The following is an 18,963-nucleotide window of genomic DNA, read 5'->3' on the forward strand; positions in this document are numbered from 1 at the left end:
GCGTGAGGATCGTGACGGAGCGGATGGCCACCACGGACAACCTCCGGCGCCTGCTGAGCCCACGCCACATCGCGGTGTTCGGCGGCGACACCGCCGCCGAGGCGATCCGGCAGTGCCGCCGCGCGGGCTTCACCGGGACGATCTGGCCCGTCCATCCCAGGCGTACGAGCCTCGAGGGCCTGCGCTGCTACCCGAACGCCACCGCGCTGCCCGAGCCACCGGACGCCTCGTTCCTCGCCGTACCGAGGGATGCCACCGTGGAGGTGCTGGCGGAACTCGCCGCACGCGACGCGGGCGGAGCGGTCTGCCACGCGTCGGGCTTCGCCGAGGACGGGCCGGCCGGCGCCCGGTGGCAGCGCGCGTTCGTCCGCGCCGCGGGGGAGATGGCGGTGATCGGGCCCAACTGCATCGGGATGCTCGACTACCTCGACGGTGCCGCGCTCTGGGCCGACCAGCACGGCGGGCGGCGGGTGGACCGTGGCGTCGCCGTCATCACGCAGAGCGGCAACATCGGCCAGAACCTGACCATGCAGCGCCGTTCGCTGCCGCTGGCCCGGCTGGTGACGGTCGGCAACGCGGCCGTGACCGGGGTGGCCGAACTGGTGGAAGCCCTGCTGGATGACTCCCGGATCACCGCGATCGGCCTGCACCTGGAGGGCATCGACGACCCCGCGAGCCTGTCCCGGGCCGCCGTACGCGCGCTCCGCCGCCGCGTCCCGATCGTCGTGCTGAAGACGGGCCGCTCGGAACTGGGCGGCCGGGCCAATCTGAGCCACACGAGTTCACTGGCGGGCTCCGATGTGCTCTGCGACGCCTTGTTCCGGCGCCTGGGAATGGCCCGGGTGCGCCAGGTCGCCACCTTCCTGGAGACGCTGAAATACCTGCACGTCCACGGGGCGCGGCCCGGGGCGCGGATCGCCTCCGCGAGTTGTTCGGGAGGCGAGGCGGCGCTGCTGGCCGACCTCGCCGACGACCACGGGGTCGAGCTGCCACCGTTTCCGGACGCCACCGCCCGGCGGCTGGGGGAGGTGCTCGGTGACCGCGTATCCGTCGCCAACCCCTTGGATTACCACACCTACATCTGGGGTGACGCCGAAGCGCAGCGGAACTGCTTCCGCGCGTTCCTCACCACCGGTTTCGACATGCATCTCCTGGTGCTGGACTTCCCGCGCGCCGACCGCTGCTCCCCGGACACCTGGCAGACCACCGTGGACGCCTACCTGGCCGCGCACCGGCACACCAACACACCTGCATGTGTGGTGAGTTCGCTCCCCGAGGGGTTGCCGGAGCCGGTGCGCACCCGGCTGCTGGACGAAGGTGTCGCGCCGATGCAGGGGATCGCCGAATGCCTGACGGCCATCGCGGCGGCGCGCCACGTCGGCCTGTCCCAGCAGACGGCCGATACGGTCCTCCCGCTCACCCCGGCCACCACGCCTGTGTCCGGCGCGCTCCCGCTGGACGAGTGGAACGGAAAGCGGATCCTCGCCGAATGGGGTGTGCCCGTCCCGGAGGGCATCGTGGCCACCGCCGAAACCGCGGCCGAGGCGGCCCGGGACATCGGATTCCCCGTGGTGGTGAAGGCGGTGTCGGAGACGATCGCGCACAAGAGCGACATCGGCGGGGTGCACCTCGGGCTGACCACGGAACAGCAGGTGCGCGACGCGGTGGCCGTCATGGCGGGGCTCTCGGACCGCTTCCTCATCGAGCGCATGGTCCACGGCGCGGTGGCGGAACTGCTCGTCGGGGTCCACCGGGACCCGCAGTTCGGCCCGGCGCTCACCCTCGGCGCGGGCGGCACCATGGTCGAACTCCTCGACGACGCCGCGACCCTGCTGCTGCCCGTACGGCGCGACGAGATCCACGCCGCCCTGCACCGCCTGCGGATCCGGCCACTGCTCACCGGCTACCGGGGACAGCCCCCGGGCGACATCGACGCGGTCGTCGACGCCGTGGCGGCCGTGGCCGACTACGCCCGCGGCCACGCGGACACACTGCTGGAACTCGACATCAACCCCCTGCTGGTCCTTCCCGGCCACGGCGGCGTGGTCGCCGCTGACGTGCTGATCAGGCTGGCGGCCGACGAACGAGGAGAACCGGATGACTGACCCGGTACGCACGGAGGTCGACGGCGGCATCCTGGTGGTGACCCTCGACCGCCCCAAGGCGAACGCGATCGACGTGGCCACCAGCCACGCCCTCCACGCCGCCTTCGACAGGCTGGCCCGCGACGAGACGCTGCGCGTCGCCGTCCTCACCGGCGCCGGGCAGCGGTTCTTCTCGGCGGGCTGGGACCTCAAGGCCGCGGCGTCGGGCGAGGCGATCGACGCCGACCACGGCCCGGGCGGCTTCGCCGGGCTCACCGAACTCTTCGACCTCGACAAGCCCGTCATCGCAGCCGTGGGCGGCCTCGCCCTGGGCGGTGGCTTCGAACTCGCCCTGGCCGCAGACCTGATCGTCGCCGCCGACCACGCCGAGTTCGCCCTGCCGGAGGTCACCCTCGGCATGGTCCCCGACTCCGGCGGAGTGCTGCGGCTTCCCCGTCGTCTCCCCCCGGCGGTGGCCAGGGACCTCCTGCTGACCGGCCGCCGGATGCCCGCGCGGGAGGCGGAACGATGGGGCCTGGTCAACCGCGTCGTCGAAGGCCCCGACCCCTTGGAGGCGGCCCTGCACCTGGCACACGACATCTGCGCCGGGGCACCGCTGGCCGTGGCGGCCATCAAGGAGATCCTGCGCACCACGGCCGGTTCCACCATCGAGGAGGGCTACGAACAACTGCGCCACGGCCACCTCCCCGCCTACCGGGCCATGCTCACATCCGACGACGCGGTGGAAGGCCCCCGAGCCTTCGCCGAAAAACGCCTCCCCCGCTGGACCGGCCACTGACCGCCGCGGCGCCACCAACGCATGCCGCGGCCGCGCGGTCAGACCCTGGGCCGCACCTGGATACCCGCCCGGTCGTACGCGCCGTACGTGATCTCGTCCTCGGCGACCAGCAGCACCACCCAGGCGTCCCCCCGCTCCCACACCAGCCACTTGTCCCATCCCGCCTCGGCTCCCAGGGGCTGGCAGACATCTTCGGGCAGCGGGTCACCGAGCCGTTCGCGCAGCATCCCGGACACCCGTCGGTACTGCGCCGCGAAGTCCTCGGCGGTGGCCTCGCGATCCACATCCGCCCGGCTGTGGAACGGGCCGAACTCGTTGTCCCACTCCTCCGGGTCGCTCGGATCGGTGAAGTACGCGAAGGGGTGCTCCACGAAGCAGTCCGTCCGGCAGTCGGGATGGTCGCAGACCACGGTCGGGTCTGCCTGACGACGGCAACCGGGAGCCTCCCCGAGCAACAGCCACCAGTCGTCGTACAACTCCTCCCCACTGATCCACCACGGTTCCTCCCACCCCACACCCGGCGCCTCGGGATCCTCGCCGTCCCGCCACCCGTTGCGCCCGAAGGCGTCCTCGAACGCCTGCCGACTCCAGGGCAGGCCCGCGAGTTCGATCATGCGGTCCACCAGGGAGCCGTCGAAGGGGAGAAGCTGCATCGCCATGGTCGAACGCTATCCCGCCGAGCGCCGCCGTCCCACGACGGCGACGGCCGTCCCGACTCCGGCGAACAACAGCCCGAGCCCGCCGAAGATCAGCGGCAGCAGCCACAGGGAGGCGAATCCGTTGATCCGCGCGTCGTCGGGGGAATCGGCCTGGTACAGCACCTCGACGCGCTCACCCCGCTCGTACGAGGGTGGATTGGAACCCATGGAGCTCCGGAACGTCCTCGGGGTGCCGTCCGCTGACGTGAACTCGACCACCGGGTAGGCCGCGGGCCCGTTGCTCGACGACCGCCTGCGCGATGTGCTGTCGTGGTCGTCCCGCCACTCCAGCGCCACCACGGTGCCCCGGGCGTGTTTCGCGTCCGACAGGAAAGAGATCGACACCCCGGCCAGGATCAACCCGATGACCAGGAACAGCGTGCCGAACGCGATCGCCCCGAACGCTATCCACCGGCGGGCACCCCGCCCGCGCGCACGCACCTGAAACCGCACAGCGTCCCCCTTGTTCGTTGAAGTGAGAGGGACGTTATCCCAGGCAGCCGGGGTGCGGTGCGGCCGCCCCCACCGCCGTGGCCGTGACACCCGCGCGCCGGATAATGATGTGGCCGCGGCACTTCACGCTGAACTGACCTACGCATCAAGGACCAACGGGGGCTTCGACGTCGTGTTCTCCTCATCCACCGCACCGCCCGGCCCGAACGCGCCGCACATGGTCGTCTGCGGGGACGACGCGCTCGTACACCGTCTCGCCGCCGAGCTCCACGACGTCTACCGGGCAGGGGTGACGGTCCTCATCCCGGGCGGCGTTCCCCTGGCGGAGCCCGCCGGGCAGCGGCAGAGCGTGGCGGGAGGCCGTACCGCCGCGCTCTTCGGCCGGTTCACCGCGGCTGTCGGACGGGGGCCGCTGCCCCGGCCGTCCGCGGCCGATGGTGGGCCGGGCGCCGGGGTGCGGGTCATGGAGGCCCCCGCCCTGGACGACGACGTGCTGATCGAGGCGGGTGTCGAACATGCGGCGGCGCTCGCCCTGGTCCATGACGACGACGAGATCAACATCCACGCCGCGCTGCGCGCCCGCCGCCTCAACCCCCGTCTGCGGCTGGTCATCCGGCTCTACAACCGCAAACTCGGCCAGCACCTGGAGGAGCTGCTCGACCAGGCCGCCCGCGTCGCCGACCCCGGCATGGACCCGGCCGAACTGGACGCGGCCACCACGGTCCTGTCGGACGCCGACACCGTGGCCCCCGCGCTGGCGGCCACCGCCGTCGCGGGCACCAGCAAGGTGGTGCAGGCCGACGGGCTGCTGCTGCGCGCGGCCGAGCGCACCCCGCCGGGCCGCGACGAGGTGGCGGATCCCGGGCTGTGCACCCTCGCCCTGCTCTCGTCCACCACCAGCGACCCGGACGGCAGCGAGGGCTCGGACAGCAGCGGGGACGACGGGCCCCGGCTGCTGCCGGGCGACGACGAGGTCGCCGCCGCCACCGGGCGCGGCACGGTGGTGCTGGAAGCCGTCTCGGCCACCGGCCCGTCGCTGCCGTCACGGCGGCTCGGCAGCCGCAGGGTGCCGCTCGCTTCGCTGCTCTCCCGACGGCTGCGCTGGTCCGTCGCCGGGGCGGTGCTCGCCGTGCTCGCGCTCGCCATCGCCACCTGGTACTTCACCGGAACCGACCCCGTCCACGCGGCCTACCTCACGGTGCTCGACGTGCTGGCCATCGACGACCCGGCGCTCGACGAGCCGACCGCACGCAAGATCCTCCAGCTGCTGTCCGGGCTGACGGGACTGCTCCTGCTGCCCGTCCTGGTGGCCGCCGCGCTCGAAGCGCTGGGCACGTTCCGTACCGCGTCCGCGCTGCGCCGCCCGCCGCGCGGGCTCTCCGGCCATGTCGTCCTGCTCGGCCTCGGCAAGGTCGGCACCCGCGTCCTGGCCAGGCTGCGCGAGCTGGACATCCCCGTGGTGTGCGTGGAGGAGGACCCCGGGGCGCGGGGCATCCCGCTGGCCCGCAGGCTGGGGGTGCCGACCGTCACCGGCGATGTGACCCAGGAGGGCGTCCTGGAGGCCGCCAAGATCCAGCGGGCACAGGCCCTGCTCGCCCTGACCAGCTCCGACACCATCAACCTGGAAGCGACGCTGTACGCCCGCTCGGTCGAACCCCGGCTGCGGGTGGGCCTGCGCCTGTACGACGACCGCTTCGCCACCGCCGTCTACCGCACCCTGCGGGTGGCCCACCCGCAGGCGGTGACCCGTAGCCGCAGCGTCTCCACCCTGGCCGCACCCGCCTTCGCGGGTGCGTTGATGGGCCGTCAGATACTGGGCGCAATACCGGTCGAGCGCAGGGTGCTGATCTTCGCCGCGCTGCATGTCTCCGGCCATCCGCAGCTGCAAGGGCGCACCGTCGCCCAGGCGTTCGAGCCGGGCGCCTGGCGGGTGATCGCGCTGGACACCGCCGAACCCGCGGACCGGCAACGCGACCTCGCCGCGGCGCCTCCGTACGACGGGGCCGCCCGGGAGCCCGCCCTGGTGTGGCAACCGCACCCCGGTTACGTACTGCGGGCGCAGGACCGCGTGGTGCTCGCCGTCACCCGCCAAGGGCTGGGCGATCTCCTGGCGGGCCACTCGCCCACCGGAGCCCGCGGACCCGAGGGCGCGGACGGCTGAGAGGGCAGCCGCCCCCCTCCGCGTTCGCGGAAATCCCCTACAGGTGTGTGATATCCGGGCCACAGGCCCGCCCCAGCTTCCCCTCATACGTCGTCCCTAGCCTCCTTCCCGTCGGCGGGCCATCCGGCCGGTCGTGAGGCACACACGCGAAGGGGTTGGGATGACGGAAGAGCACGTGGGGGCGAACCGGCGCGCGTTCATGAAGCGACTGATGATCGCCAGTGGGGCGACGGCCGTGGCCAGCATGGGAGGGGTGGCCACGGTCCAGGCGATGGCCGACGACGGTACGGGGACGGGCGCCACGCCGAGCGCCGAGCCGACCGCGGCCCCCACCGGCGGGCCCGGCGGTCCGGGCGGGCCCGGCGGAGGCCCGGGGAACCTGGCCGTCACCGACGACTTCTTCGGGCTGACCGCCGACGGCACGAAGACCGACGGCCTCTTCACGATCCGTTCCGAAGGCGTCGCCACCGCCCCGGTGACCGCCGCCGCGAAGGCGTTCCTGGCCGGGCTGAGCGACGCACAGAAGAAGGAGACGCAGTTCACCATCCACTCCCTGGAGTGGCGCCAGTGGTGCAACATCGACTCGTACGAGCGCAACGGCGTCAGCCTCGCCGACCTCTCCGACGGTCAGAGGGCCCTGGCCACCGCCCTGTTGAAAGCCTCCCTCAGCGCGGAAGGACTGGAGACGACCGAGAAGATCCGCAAGCTCAACCAGGCGGCGGGCGAGGCCATCGGGAACACCAAGTCCTTCAACGACGAGGCGTTCTACTTCACCGTCATGGGCGAGCCGTCCGCCACCGCCCCCTGGGGCTGGCAGATCGACGGCCACCATCTGGTCATCAACTACTTCGTGCTGGGCGACCAGGTCGTCATGAGCCCCTGTTTCTGGGGCTCCGAGCCCACCACGATGGTGATCGACGGGACGAAGGTCAGCGTCTGCCAGGACGAGATCAAGGCCGGTCTGGACTTCATCAACTCCCTGACCAGCGAACAGAAGGCGGTCGCGATCGCCTCCGCCGACAAGTCGGGTGAGTCCATGGTCGCGGGCGCCTTCGCGGACAACGCGGTCCAGGCGTACACCGGCGTCCAGGGGTCGGAACTCACCGCCGCCCAGCGGACCAGGCTGCTCGCCCTCGTGGAGAGCTTCGTCGGCAAGGCGAAGGCCGACGTGGCGCGGGCGAAGATGAAGGAGGTACGGAAGCATCTTGCCGACACCCGGCTGACCTGGGCGGGCGGCACCGCGGCCGACTCCGCCTTCTACTGCCGGGTGCACTCCCCGGTGATCTGGATCGAGCTGGACTGCCAGTCACCGGGCCCGCTGGCGGGGGCGTACGGCGCCAAGCAGGGTGACCCGGCGACCCAGATGCACGTCCACGCCGTCGTCCGGACACCCAACGGCAACGACTACGGCAAGGAGTTGCTGCGGCAGCATTACCTCACCTCGCCCCACCACGCCCACTGATCTGACTAGGCTGCCGGGTATGACCTGGCAGGACGCCTTCCCCGCCCCGAGCAGCCCGCGCCCCGGCGAGGGGGACGCCGATGTGCTCGGCCCCGACGTCCCCATCCAGGTCCAGCTGTACCGGCAGCTGCGCGCCGAGATCCTGGACGGGCTGTGGGTCGGCCGCACCGGCTTCCCCGGCGAGCGCGATCTCGCGGAGCGGTACGGGGTCAGTCTCATCACCTCCCGGCGCGCGCTGGAGCGGCTCGCGCGGGAAGGGCTCGTGGTACGGGGACGTGGCCGGCGCGCCACGTCCCCGTACGTCCCACCGGAACCGCCCGGCAGCGGGCCGGTGTGGTTCGTCCTCGACAGCGAGGGCTCCCCGGACGCCTTCCGGCCGCTGCGCGTGGGCGTCGAGACCGCCCCGGCCGACGCCTGCCGGGCGTTCGGGCTGGCGCCCGGCAGCACGCTGTGGCAGTGCGTGCAGTCGCACGAGCGGGCGGGCAAGCCCCTGCTCGTCTCCCACCACGTACAGCACCCCGAGGTCGGCGCCCGGCACACGCTGGAGGACCTGCGCACCCGGCAGATGCTCCAGATCCTCTCCGGCCGGTACGAGATCACCGCCGTGCGCCGGTCGCTGCGCGCCGGCAACCCCTCGCCACTGGTCCGCCGCCACCTCGGGATCGCCCCGGACACCCCGGTGCTCACCGCGGTCATCCGCGTCCACGGCGGCCCGTCCGGCGGGCTGCTGGAGTGGGTCCGGCTGACCGCCCACCCCGACCTCCCGCTCCCGGACGACGCACTGGACCTGACGACGGGACGGTGGGCGCAATCCGGCACCAGCGGCGGTCGGCCGTGACAGGTCGGGAGCCGGGCCACCGGTAACGGTCCTGACGGTAGATCGACGGGCAGTTGGTGGCGCATGATGGAGGCGCCCGTCCCGTCAGAAGCGAGGTGCCGCGTCCTCATGAAGCGCAAGAGCAAATTCCTCCTGGCGGGCCTGGTCTCCGTGGGCGCCGTCACCGCCGCGGGCATGCTGCACAACCGCCGGCCTGACCGCAGGGAACTCCTCCACGCCACCGTCTTCAGCGAGCCCGGCTACCGGGGCCGCAACCAGACGCTGACCTGGGACGGCGGTGAGCGCGAGGTCGTTCCGCTCAACCGGATGCAGCTGCCGCGCATCGGCTCGATCACGCTGGATCGGCTCGTGTACCGCTTCAAGCCCGATGTGCGGCTGCCGAACGTGTACTTCCTGTGGCACGCCCTCACCGAGCGCCCGGACCGCACGGACCCCGAGGGCGGCGTGGCCAGCTTCATCGCCATGCACCAGCTCGTCGGCATGTTCTCGATGGGCTGGTGGGAGCCGGTCCGCGAGTCCGAGGCGCGGTCGGGCGTGCGGCTCTGGGCCGGGCGCCCCGGCGAGGCGGCCGCTCCCGGAGCCGAGCCCTGGCACGATGTCCTGGCCAACACGTCCGACCTCGGCTCCTGGAGCACCCGCACCCGCTACCTCGAACTCGGCTACCACGGCGGAAGCGGCCCCCGCGGCTGACGGCCGTCAGGCCCGATAGGCGACCAGCGCCATCATCCCGGCCTCACCGTGGTAGGCGTTGTGGCAGTGGAGCATCCACCGGCCGGGGTTGTCGGCGTCGAAGACCACGGACACCTTCTTCTTCGGCAGCACGATCGTGGTGTCCTTGCGGGGTCCTGAGTTCCCGAGCTGGTACGTGTGGCCGTGCAGATGCATCGGGTGCCACATGTCCGTGCGGTTCGTGAAGTCGAGCCGCACGCGCTGCCCTTGCTCGACCACGAGGGGCGCGGCCGTGGGATCGTTCATGTCGAACGGCTTGCCGTTGATGGCCCAGTTGTACTTCGCCATGCCACCGGTCAGGTCGACGCGGTGCACCCGGTCGGCCTTCTTCGACGGCAGCCGGACATCGTCCGCCGCGTGGAGCTGGGAGGCGGTCACGACCGTGCCGTTCAACTCCCTCGGGCGGACGGTGGCTTTCGGGGCCCTGCCGGAGCCGGTACGGACCAGGGCCATGCCGGTGGCGTTCTTCCCCTCGGCGAGCGCGACGAGCGGGAAGACGCCGTCGGCGAGGGTGACCAGCACGTCGTAGCGCTCGCCCATGCCGACCAGCAGGGCGTCGGTCTGCCGGTGTTCGACGGGGAAGCCGTCGGTGTGGGTGATGGTCATCGTGTGGCCGCCGAGCGCGACGCGGTAGGCGGTGTCGCCGCCCGCGTTGATGATCCGCAGGCGGACCCGCTTGCCTGGCTTACCGGTGTGGACGTCCGGGTCGGCCGGGACACGGCCGTTGATCAGGTGGTACGGGTACTTCACGTCGCCGGCGTCCCCGCCGAGCAGCTCGCTGTCGGCGCCCATCAGCATGAACGAGTCCCCGCTCATGTCCATCCCGCCCATGCCCCGCCTCAGCTCGGCGAAGACCTCGTCGGGTGTGCCGGTGACGCCGTCGACCCAGTCGTCCAGGACGACGACCCATTCGTCGTCGTAGGACAGCGGCTCCTTCGGGTCCTCCACGATCAGTGGCGCGTACAGCCCGCGGTCGAGCTGGACACCGACGTGGGGGTGGAAGAAGTACGTGCCGGGGGTCTCGGCGATGAAGCGGTAGGCGAAGGTGGATCCGGCCCGTACGGCGGTCTGGGTGGCCGGGGGAACGCCGTCCATGTCGTTGCGCAGCGCGAGGCCGTGCCAGTGGAGGGACGTGGCCGTCTTGTGCGGCAGCTGGTTGGAGAGTTCCGCGGCCACGGTGTCACCGGCCGACACCCGGACCTCCTTGCCGGGGGTCCGCCCGGCGAAGGCCCAGCTCTTGGCCCTGACGCCACCGCCGAGGTCCAGCGTGGCGGGCGCGGCGGTCAGGGTCAGCTTGCGCACCTTGCCGGTGCTGGTGCGCTTCTTCTCGGTGGCGGCCACGGCCGGGTCGGACGGCTTGACCAGGGCGGTGGCTCCGTCGGAGCCGCCGGAGCCACCGCAGGCGGCGAGCGCGCCCGCGCCCGCGACGCCGAGCCCGGTGAGCAGGACGGAGCGCCGGTTGATGCTGTTCACGATGATGGTGTCCTCTTCTCGATATGCCTTCTGTCAGGTCGCACACGGAGTTGCCGTGGAGGCGGCCTACAGGAGCAATCGGGAGAGAACGGAAAGGTCGGGCGGTGCCCGGCTCACCGCGCCGGGAACGAAGCGGCCCGTCGGGGTGGCGTGTGCGTCGCCCTCGCGGCCACCCCAGGGTTCGCTCGGTGGCATGAACGACACGGCGTCGACACCGGCGGTCGAGCAGTGCTGCATGGTCATTCCGGAACAGGGCCCACCGTCATGGTGCGCTGCCGGGGCGGAGGCCCGTGCGGTGTCGTTGTGCCCACTTCCGTGCGCGGACATCGCCATCCCGGTCATGGCGGTGGCGGGCGCCGAGGACGGCATTTCGTGGTGGAGGAGCACGGCGAGCGTGGCGAGCAGTACGACAGCGGCGCCCCGCACCCAGCGGACGGCGCCACCGCGGGCGCGGTCCCGCCCGGACCCGGCTGTCGTCATGGCTCCCATCCCTGTTCCCGGTGAGCGACTCCGCCAATATACCCGGTAGGGGTAATGCTGAACGTTCTCCTAAGCTCCTACGTACTCAGGGCTCAGCAGTCGATGCCGCACGAGGCGCCGAGGCCGCACTCGGACGGAGAGGGAGAGCAGCGATGGAGACTCTGAGTTGGTCCGCGGCGGCGGTCGCCGCGCTGGTGGCCGCCGTCAGCTCGGTCCGCATGATGACCACCGAGGGGGAGGCCCGCTTCGCCGCGGGGGGCGATGCCCTGATGGGCGCATGCATGGCTGTCATGGCGTTGCCCCCGACGACAGCCTGGTACGCCGGTCACGGCATGTGGTGGGCAACGACATTCGCCCTCCTGGGACTCGGCGGCGTGACCATGGCCGTCAAGCACACGCGTGCGAGCGGCTGGAGCCACGGCCGCCATTGGGGGCACTTCATCGTCGGCAGCGCCGGCATGGTGATCATGACACTCGCCATGACGAGTACGTCCTCCGGGCCGGTACTGGCACTGGGCGGCTCGTCCATGGCCGGGATGCCGGGGATGGAGAACATGCCCGGGATGGACTCGGTGCAGGGAATGGACGGCATGAAAGGCATGGAGGGGATGCAGGGCATGGGAGGGATGCACGGGATGAGGACGCCGGGCATGGCCACCGCGGCCGACTCCACCTCAGCGTCGTCTTCGGGGTCCTTCTGGCGCTACGTGATCGCGGCGCTCGCGGTGTACTTCCTGTTGTCCATCTGCGCATCCGTCTGGGCCCGGGTCCGGGGAACCGAAAGGGAGAACCTGCCCGCCGGCCGCGACAGCGGCCGAAGCCGTACATGGGGGCGTTGGCTGCTCGCCATGCCGGACACAGTGGTGGTGTTCTTGGTGTCGCTGACCATCTCGGTGTGGGACAAGGCCCGTACCGTGGAGCGGGAGAGCCACGGCCGTCGGCGCAGGGTCGGCGCGGCGCCGGACGCGGCACTGGCCGCTCACATCGGTATGGGCGGAACCATGTCCGCGATGCTGCTCATGATGGTGGTGTGAGCCGATACTTCCTCCAGGTCGGGCGGTCCCGTCCCGTTGTCTGTCAGGGGGAGGTGGCGGGCCCGGTCTTCTTGCGGGCGCGGTACGCGGCCGCCTTGATCCTGTTGCCGCAGGACTCCATCCCGCACCACTGCCGCCGCATGCCCCGCGAGCGGTCGATGTAGACGCGGGTGCACTCCGGGTTGCCGCATTCCTTGAGCAGGGGAACGTCCGCCCCGCTCAGCAGCTCGATGGCGTGGCGCGCCACCGTGGAGAGGGCTTCCTCCAGCGTGGCGTGTGTCCATCGCCCCGACGGCGTGAGCCGTGGCGCGGCAGGTGGTGTGCGTGCCGCGTCGTTCACCACGGTCAGCGCCGCCCCGTCGTACTCCTCCCCGAGCCGACGGGCGGTGACCAGCTGGTACACGGCTTCCCTTACGGCCGTCGCCCGCTCGACGTCGGCCTCCTCGCCAGGGGAGACCGCGTCGACGATGCCGGACTCCACGTACCACGCGTTCAGCCGGGCCGGGGTCGTGAACATCTCGAAGCGCAGCGAGTGGCGCGCTCGGAGCGTTGCGGCGAAGTCGAGCGCCGGGTTTCCGCATACGAAAACATGATCCATGTCCACCGCACCATTTTGGCAGGTGACTGCCGTGACCGGGCCGTCAGTCCACGTCGGCGACGGCCTGGGCGAAGGCGGTGGGCGCCTCCTGGGGCAGGTTGTGGCCGATCCCCGGCAGGGTTCGGTGCTCGTACGGGCCCGTGAACCTGTCCCGGTACGAGGCGCCGTTGTCCGGTGCGGTGAAGGGGTCGCGCTCGGGGTCGAGGGTGATGGTGGGCACCTCGATGACCGGCCGTGCGGCGAGCCGCTTCTCCAGCTCGTCGTAGCGGCGCTCACCGTCGGCGAGGCTCAGCCGCCAGCGGTAGTTGTGGATGACGATGTCCGCGTAGTCCGGGTTGTCGAAGGCTGCCGCGGTGCGGTCGAAGGTGGCGTCGTCGAAGTCCCATGTGGGGGAGACGGTCTCCCAGACGAACCTGGTCAGCTCGCGGCGTCGGCGCTCGTCCTCCATGGCGTGCCGTCCTCGCTCGGTGGCGAAGTAGTACTGGTACCACCACGTGTTCTCGACTTTCGGCGCCGCGGGTTCGCGGTTCGCCCGGAGGTTGGTGATGAGGTATCCGCTCACCGACACGAGGGCCTTGCAGCGTTCGGGCCAGAGCGCGGCGACGATGTCGGCGGTGCGTGAGCCCCAGTCGAAGCCCGCCAGAACCGCCTTCTCGATCTTCAGGGCGTCCATCAGGGCGAGGACGTCGAGGGCGATGGCCGACTGCTGGGCGTTCCGGAACGTCTTCTCGGAGAGGAAGCGGGTCGTGCCGTGGCCGCGCAGATACGGGACGATCACCCGGTAGCCCTCCTCGGCCAGCAGTGGGGCGACGTCGACGTAGCTGTGGATGTCGTACGGCCAGCCGTGCAGGCAGATGACCGCGGGCCCGTGGGCGGGGCCCAGTTCGGCGTAGCCGACGTTCAGCAGGCCGGCCCTGATCTGTTTCAGTCGCGGAAAGGCAGTGTGCGCTCCAGGGGTGACCGTGGGGACGGTCGACGCCGCGGACGCGGCCTGCGGGCCGGTCAGTGGGATGGTGGCCGCGCCTAATCCCAGGGCCTTGCTGAAACCGCGTCTGTCGATCACGTGCATCACTCCCTGTGGTCAGTGAGCCGCCTTCTGTGATGGCCTGACTGTCCCACGAGAGGCGTCACCGGTCAAGGCGGTGACGGCGAACCGCCGCTCGGCGAGCCGGCGGCGCCCTGGCCATTCACGGCCAGGGCCCGTCACCCGCGCTGGCCACGGTGTCCGCTGTCAGCGGCTCGTGTACGCCGCGTTGTCGGCCGTGCCGGGCTTGTGCTCGATGACGACTGTCCTCGGGGGAGATGGGCCGAGGTGCTCCGCGAGTTGCAGGATGGGGCCCGGACTAATTGCCGCCGCCACCGGATTAATCGCAAACCGTCGCCGGACCGGATTCGGTGGGCGCGCGAATCGCGACGCTCTGAGCCACCAGGTGGGCGTCACAGGAATCCCACAAAGTCATGTCCTACGGTCCCGGCTCCGGAGCCGCTCAACTCATGGAGGATCGCATGCCGCGCGTCCCGGAGCCACTTCCGACGAGGCCACCCCTCATGCCGTCGGCACGAAAAGCGATGCGATCCTCCCCGCCGATGGATACGGCGTGGCAGCGAACCGGTGCGTCGCGGTCGCGAAGGAAGCACGAGAGCCTGATCCTGGGGCTGCTGCGCAAGCACGGTCCGCTGACGCGGGGCGAGTTGGGGGACCTGTGCGGACTGTCCCGCACCACGCTCTACGACGTGGTCGGGGCGCTCATGGACAGCGGCACCGTGATCGCCTCGGTGTACAAGACCGCCAGGCGCGGGCGTGGCCGCCCGGCGGAGAAGCTGTCCCTGAACCTCCGGGCCGCCGACCTGCTCGGCATCGACCTCGCACGGCAGTCGGTACGGGTGGCGACGATGACCACGCTGCACGGCAGCATCCGCAGCGCGAGCGAGCGGCACGGTCCCGACGCGTCGTGGGAGGAGCGTATCGACGTCGCGCGACGGCTGACCGGCACGCTCACGGGCGGCGCGCCGAGGCCGGGCGCGCTCCAAGGCATCGGCGTGGGGGTGACCGGCCCGGTCGGTGCACCGGAGGACGACTCACCCGGCGCGCTCCACCCGGACGCCGTGACGGCGCTGGTGCGCGAGAGGTTCGGCATGTCGGCATGGCTCGACAGCAACACACGCCTGGCCACCTTGGCCGAGCGGACCTGGGGCGCGGCCGTCGACGAGCAGGACGTCCTGTATCTGTCCCTGTCGCACAGTGTCGGTGGCGGTCTTGTCGTGGGTGGAAGGCTGCACCGGGGTGCCCACGGGCTGTCGGGGCAGTTCGGTCACATCTCCGTCGACCCCGGGGGTGAGCCCTGCTCCTGCGGTCGCGTGGGGTGCCTGGAGACCGTGGCATCGGTCGGGGCCGTGCTCGACGCCCATGGGTCCGCCACGGACCTGCCGCAGCTGGTGGCCGCGCTGGAGGCGGGCGACCGGGCCGCGTACGCGGCGCTGGCGCGGGCCGGAACCCATACCGGCAGGGTCCTGGCCGACCTGTGCAACGCGTTCGGTCCCGGTGTCATCGTCCTGGGCGGTGAGTTGAGCGCCACAGGCCCGGCTCTGATGGAGCCGCTGCGGCGCGAGTTGGACGCCAACGTGACCTGCCGGGGCTCGCGGACGCCGCTCGATGTGCGTCCGGCCAAGCTCGGTGACGCGGGCGCCGCGCTCGGCGCCCTCGCCCAGCTCCTGCACCGCCAACCCGCCACCACCGGGCGGCCGGTGGCGCTGTCGTCGGCGAGTCTCTGAAGTCGCCCGGTGCCCGGGACCGCGTAGCATGACGGCCCCGGAGCGCCGGGATCCTCGCACGACCGCCGTCCTCAGCGTGCGGCGGGGAAGCGCAGCAGTGTCACCGAATGTGCCTTGAACGCCCAGTCCAATGTCTTCCCACGCGTCGTGGTCCGTGATTTTTCGATCTTGATGGAGTTCGGCCGCTGTTCGCTGTTGAAATCGTCAAAGGTTCTTCCGGCGACCACGGAAACGTCGACGGTTCCGGCAGGTGTGAAATCTTCCGGCGCGACGTGCGCCTTGATGTCCTTGTCCGGTGAGCGATTCACCACGAGGACGTTGAGGGCCCCGTCCCGGTCGATCGAGGCCGTCGTCACCAGTGCCCGGTAGGAGGAGCCCAGCGGGGTCTCGTCGGTGGTCACGTCGACGTTGTCGTTCACCGTGCTGTCAACGACCTCTCCCCCGCCGTGGAAGAAGTCGCGGAGCTGCTCGCGCGCGATGGCCTCCGGCATGCGCATGAAGCCCGGGGCGCCTCCGAACACGGTCCGCGCGGTACCGGGTTCGGGGCTCAGCAGGTCGTTGCTCGCCGTCCAGGCAACGCCGGAGTTGCTGAAATGGGCCCACTGGGATGCCATGTAGAGCACATGGGACATCGCGAAGGCGTACTGGGGATAGGATTGCGCGCCGCGTTCACCGCCGAAGAAGAGCGCGCCGCATTCGGCGACCGCGACGTACGGGTTCTTCTTGCCGTACTTGCGCATCTCGTCCATGAGGTCGGTGACCATCGTGGCGGCCGCCGTCTCTCCCAGCATCTGAAAGTCGTGGCCTGCCCGCCTGTCGGGGAATCGGGTGATGTGCAAGTCTCGCGAAAAGTTCGTGTAGGGGTGGATGGCCATGCCGTCGTAGTCGTCGCCGTGGCCGTGCTCGGCCATGAGCCGGGGAAAACTCATGGTGCCGGTCCTGAGCTTTCCCCGGTCGATGGATGCCCAGGCGGACAGGACGTCGATCGTGGGGTCGACCTCCTTCATCGCCTTGTAGTAGTCCACGAAGCCGGCGTGCGGGCCGGAGTCGTAATCGGCGGTTATCTTCGCGCCCTTCGGGGGGATCGCGCCGTGCCGGCCGTCACCGAAACGGATCGTGCCGCTCTTCGGCTCGAAGGCGTATACCTCGTCGCCCGCACCCGTCGGGGACAGTTCCGGAACCCGGCGCCACTTGGTGCCGGAGACGCGGATCACCTGGCTCCCGGGCACCACGGGCGGGTACCAGACGGTGAAGCTCTGACTCGGCTCGCCGCCGCTGACCGATGCCTTGGGGCTGTGATCCGTCGGCTGCCCGACACGCTGGCCCCGCTGCCTCTGCGTGCCGCCGAACGCGTACTGCTTGATGGCGGTGTCGTCATCAGCGCTCATCCAGTAACGCTGGTGTTTTCCGAACAGCTCGTTACCGATCTCCCAGCAACGCACGCCGTAGGGCTCGGGGTGGCCGTTCTCCGCCCGCACGTCGCCCCACTTCGTGCCCTGCGGGGCGTTCATGTACGCCACCCAGTCCGCGATTTCCCGCGGCGTCGAATTCGCGAACGGCGCCATGATCTGTGGTGTACCGTCGATCTTCTTCATCAGGGCCATGTACTCGTCCGGGCCGTATGTGCTGTCGACCTCCTCCCCGTGCTTCCCCTCGAGCTGGCGGCTCCGGCTCGACTGGGGCCCGATGGCCCCCTTCCAGTTGAACAGGTTGGATGACGTCCCGCCCGGATACCGTACGAGGGTGATACCGCTCTGTTTCATCTTCTTGACGGCATCCGGTTCCGGCGCGTCGGCTTTGGCGTCCCACAGTCCGTAGGCGTCGTCGTACCATTTGGCGCCGTTGACCCCCACCATGATCGGGCTCACCTCGGCCAGGGCTCGCTGTGCGTTGACAGCGATGACCGGACCGGCTCCGGCTGCCACTTGCTCCTCTTTCTCCTCGACGGCCTTGGCGGAGCAACCGGCGACGGTGACGCCGACCGTCAGGGCCGTCGCTCCGTGCAGAAAGTCGCGTCGCTTGAATACACTCATCTGTATCTCTGTGCCTTCTGGGAAATGATGGTCACGATCGCAGGGTTTTGTCCGGCTCATGGGCCGCCTCATAGGCGAATTCCCAGAAGTCCAAGTGCCCGATGGCCAGGTTCACGTGCATCTGATTGACCAGCGGAGGCAGCAGGCGGAACTCGCGTCCGAGCTCTTCCGCGTTGTCCCCGTCGATTTCATCGTCCAGTTCCTCGCGTCTGGTCGAGACCGCGAGCAGGGAATGGTCCCCCCTCATCGTGGCGGCATCGGCCAGGTACACCACTTCGAGTCCGGGGTCTCCGGCAAGGGTGGACAGCACCACCTCATCCGGGCTCGCCCCGGAGAACGCGCGGTCGTCGACTACGTGGGTGCGTACTTCCCCCTGACCGTCCGGCTGATCGAGTAGGTCGACCACTGCCCGCCACGCTGCGTCGTCCGAGTAATCCGTGCGCACGACGAGGGCATCACTCTCGAAGTCGTACCCCGTGCGGTCAATTGCCGGTCGCGTTTTGTTCGGCTCCCGGGGGAGACGTACGCCGTGCCACGACCAGACGGCGAATCCGTCGGGGTAGGCGATCGCGGGTCCGGTCTCGCAGTGCAGGCGGCCTTGGCCGTCACGGTGCACCACGGTGGGGCGCTCGGTGAGGACAACGGCGTGTTCGAAGGGCCACCACCGTCCGGCCGACCGCGCGACGCGCATGATGCCGCCGAGTGGGTCTGCCTCCGTGACGGACCAGTGGGCACGGAAGTAGTCCCAGCCTGCCAGCCACTCGACATCGTGCTGGCCGGGTAAGGACCTGGGGATCTCCGTCCCGAACTGCTCCCGGACCTGTGCCCTGACCTGGTCCCGGACCCGCTCCCAGAACCCCTCGCCGTGGACACGATCCCAGACCTGATTCTCGTCGAAGGCTCCGGCCACCCGGCCCTCGAACCCCTCGCGGAGCAGCACCCGGACCTGCTCCCCGACCTGGTTCCGGATCCGGGTCCAGAGCCGATCCCCGGTCCCGGCTGCGCTCCGGTCCCGGATCTGAGCCCGGACCTGAGCCTCGATCCGAGCCCGGACCCGAGCCTCGACCTGGGGCCGGGGGCCTTCCGCGCCGGCCAGCATCCAGGCGCCGACGGCTCCGGCCAGGGGCGAGTCGAGCCAGATGATCAGCATGGGAGGCTGCAAGCCTGCCGCGCGATAGGCGTCGACCACCCCGGCCTCGGCCTCGGTGCGGTCGGCGGGGGCGGTCGCGAGGCCGTGGGCGAGCCAATCGTCCTTGACCTTGTCCAGAGCATGGATTTGGGCGTCGGTAAGCTTGTTGATCTTCACGTGGGCTGTCCTGTGTTTCGGGTGGCAATAGTTTGCAGAGCGC

The 18,963-nt window shown here is 70.6% G+C and carries 16 protein-coding genes; 8 read left to right on the top strand and 8 right to left on the bottom strand.

Annotated elements, in window-relative coordinates:
• Window positions 1-2: 2 nt before the first annotated feature.
• On the top strand, window positions 3-2,105 hold the full coding sequence (locus ACH4TL_RS36540) for an acetate--CoA ligase family protein (RefSeq protein ID WP_398326771.1): 2,103 nt from the start codon (window positions 3-5) through the stop codon (window positions 2,103-2,105).
• On the top strand, window positions 2,098-2,883 hold the full coding sequence (locus ACH4TL_RS36545) for an enoyl-CoA hydratase-related protein (protein ID WP_398326774.1): 786 nt from the start codon (window positions 2,098-2,100) through the stop codon (window positions 2,881-2,883). The genes ACH4TL_RS36540 and ACH4TL_RS36545 overlap by 8 nt, the downstream gene beginning before the upstream one ends.
• A 38-nt stretch (window positions 2,884-2,921) precedes the next feature.
• Here ACH4TL_RS36545 and ACH4TL_RS36550 read toward each other — a convergent pair whose 3' ends face one another.
• Both ACH4TL_RS36550 and ACH4TL_RS36555 read right to left on the bottom strand, forming a co-directional pair.
• Complete coding sequence (locus tag ACH4TL_RS36550) at window positions 2,922-3,542, bottom strand: hypothetical protein (protein ID WP_398326777.1); 621 nt, start codon at window positions 3,540-3,542, stop codon at window positions 2,922-2,924.
• Window positions 3,543-3,551: 9 nt separating this feature from the next.
• Window positions 3,552-4,034 (bottom strand): DUF3592 domain-containing protein, encoded by a 483-nt coding sequence (locus ACH4TL_RS36555; protein ID WP_398326780.1) that lies wholly within the window; start codon window positions 4,032-4,034, stop codon window positions 3,552-3,554.
• A 217-nt stretch (window positions 4,035-4,251) separates the two neighbouring features.
• Between ACH4TL_RS36555 and ACH4TL_RS36560 the strand changes: the two genes are divergently transcribed.
• The 4 genes from ACH4TL_RS36560 to ACH4TL_RS36575 all read left to right on the top strand — a co-directional run bounded on the left by ACH4TL_RS36560 (window position 4,252) and on the right by ACH4TL_RS36575 (window position 9,185).
• Window positions 4,252-6,195 (top strand): NAD-binding protein, encoded by a 1,944-nt coding sequence (locus tag ACH4TL_RS36560; protein WP_398326880.1) that lies wholly within the window; start codon window positions 4,252-4,254, stop codon window positions 6,193-6,195.
• 160 nt (window positions 6,196-6,355) lie between these two features.
• On the top strand, window positions 6,356-7,657 hold the full coding sequence (locus ACH4TL_RS36565) for a DUF3500 domain-containing protein (protein ID WP_398326782.1): 1,302 nt from the start codon (window positions 6,356-6,358) through the stop codon (window positions 7,655-7,657).
• Between the two features lie 19 nt (window positions 7,658-7,676).
• Window positions 7,677-8,495 carry a GntR family transcriptional regulator gene (locus tag ACH4TL_RS36570; RefSeq protein ID WP_398326785.1) on the top strand — a complete coding sequence of 273 codons (819 nt, stop codon included), beginning with the start codon at window positions 7,677-7,679 and terminating at the stop codon, window positions 8,493-8,495.
• A gap of 108 nt (window positions 8,496-8,603) precedes the next feature.
• Window positions 8,604-9,185 (top strand): hypothetical protein, encoded by a 582-nt coding sequence (locus ACH4TL_RS36575; RefSeq protein WP_398326788.1) that lies wholly within the window; start codon window positions 8,604-8,606, stop codon window positions 9,183-9,185.
• 6 nt (window positions 9,186-9,191) lie between these two features.
• Here the strand turns inward: ACH4TL_RS36575 and ACH4TL_RS36580 are convergent, their stop codons facing one another.
• Entirely contained in the window at window positions 9,192-10,697 is a 1,506-nt protein-coding gene (locus ACH4TL_RS36580) for a multicopper oxidase family protein (protein WP_398326791.1), read from the bottom strand.
• Between the two features lie 66 nt (window positions 10,698-10,763).
• Entirely contained in the window at window positions 10,764-11,177 is a 414-nt protein-coding gene (locus ACH4TL_RS36585) for a DUF6153 family protein (RefSeq protein ID WP_398326794.1), read from the bottom strand.
• A gap of 218 nt (window positions 11,178-11,395) precedes the next feature.
• Between ACH4TL_RS36585 and ACH4TL_RS36590 the strand changes: the two genes are divergently transcribed.
• A complete protein-coding gene (locus ACH4TL_RS36590; RefSeq protein ID WP_398326797.1) occupies window positions 11,396-12,211 on the top strand; it encodes a DUF5134 domain-containing protein in 816 nt (271 codons plus the stop codon).
• Window positions 12,212-12,254: 43 nt separating this feature from the next.
• Here ACH4TL_RS36590 and ACH4TL_RS36595 read toward each other — a convergent pair whose 3' ends face one another.
• On the bottom strand, window positions 12,255-12,815 hold the full coding sequence (locus tag ACH4TL_RS36595) for a CGNR zinc finger domain-containing protein (protein WP_398326800.1): 561 nt from the start codon (window positions 12,813-12,815) through the stop codon (window positions 12,255-12,257).
• A 37-nt stretch (window positions 12,816-12,852) separates the two neighbouring features.
• Window positions 12,853-13,872 carry an alpha/beta fold hydrolase gene (locus ACH4TL_RS36600; protein WP_398326803.1) on the bottom strand — a complete coding sequence of 340 codons (1,020 nt, stop codon included), beginning with the start codon at window positions 13,870-13,872 and terminating at the stop codon, window positions 12,853-12,855.
• 524 nt (window positions 13,873-14,396) lie between these two features.
• On the opposite strand from ACH4TL_RS36600, the gene ACH4TL_RS36605 reads away from it, so the two are divergent.
• Complete coding sequence (locus tag ACH4TL_RS36605; RefSeq protein ID WP_398326806.1) at window positions 14,397-15,581, top strand: ROK family protein; 1,185 nt, start codon at window positions 14,397-14,399, stop codon at window positions 15,579-15,581.
• Between the two features lie 71 nt (window positions 15,582-15,652).
• Here ACH4TL_RS36605 and ACH4TL_RS36610 read toward each other — a convergent pair whose 3' ends face one another.
• Both ACH4TL_RS36610 and ACH4TL_RS36615 read right to left on the bottom strand, forming a co-directional pair.
• Window positions 15,653-17,614, bottom strand: coding sequence for a hypothetical protein (locus ACH4TL_RS36610; RefSeq protein WP_398326809.1), 1,962 nt, complete (start codon window positions 17,612-17,614; stop codon window positions 15,653-15,655).
• Between the two features lie 31 nt (window positions 17,615-17,645).
• Window positions 17,646-18,920, bottom strand: coding sequence for a DUF6924 domain-containing protein (locus ACH4TL_RS36615; RefSeq protein WP_398326812.1), 1,275 nt, complete (start codon window positions 18,918-18,920; stop codon window positions 17,646-17,648).
• Between the last annotated feature and the right edge of the window lie 43 nt (window positions 18,921-18,963).

This window comes from Streptomyces sp. NPDC021115 (genome assembly GCF_044333065.1).
Lineage (GTDB): Bacteria > Actinomycetota > Actinomycetes > Streptomycetales > Streptomycetaceae > Streptomyces.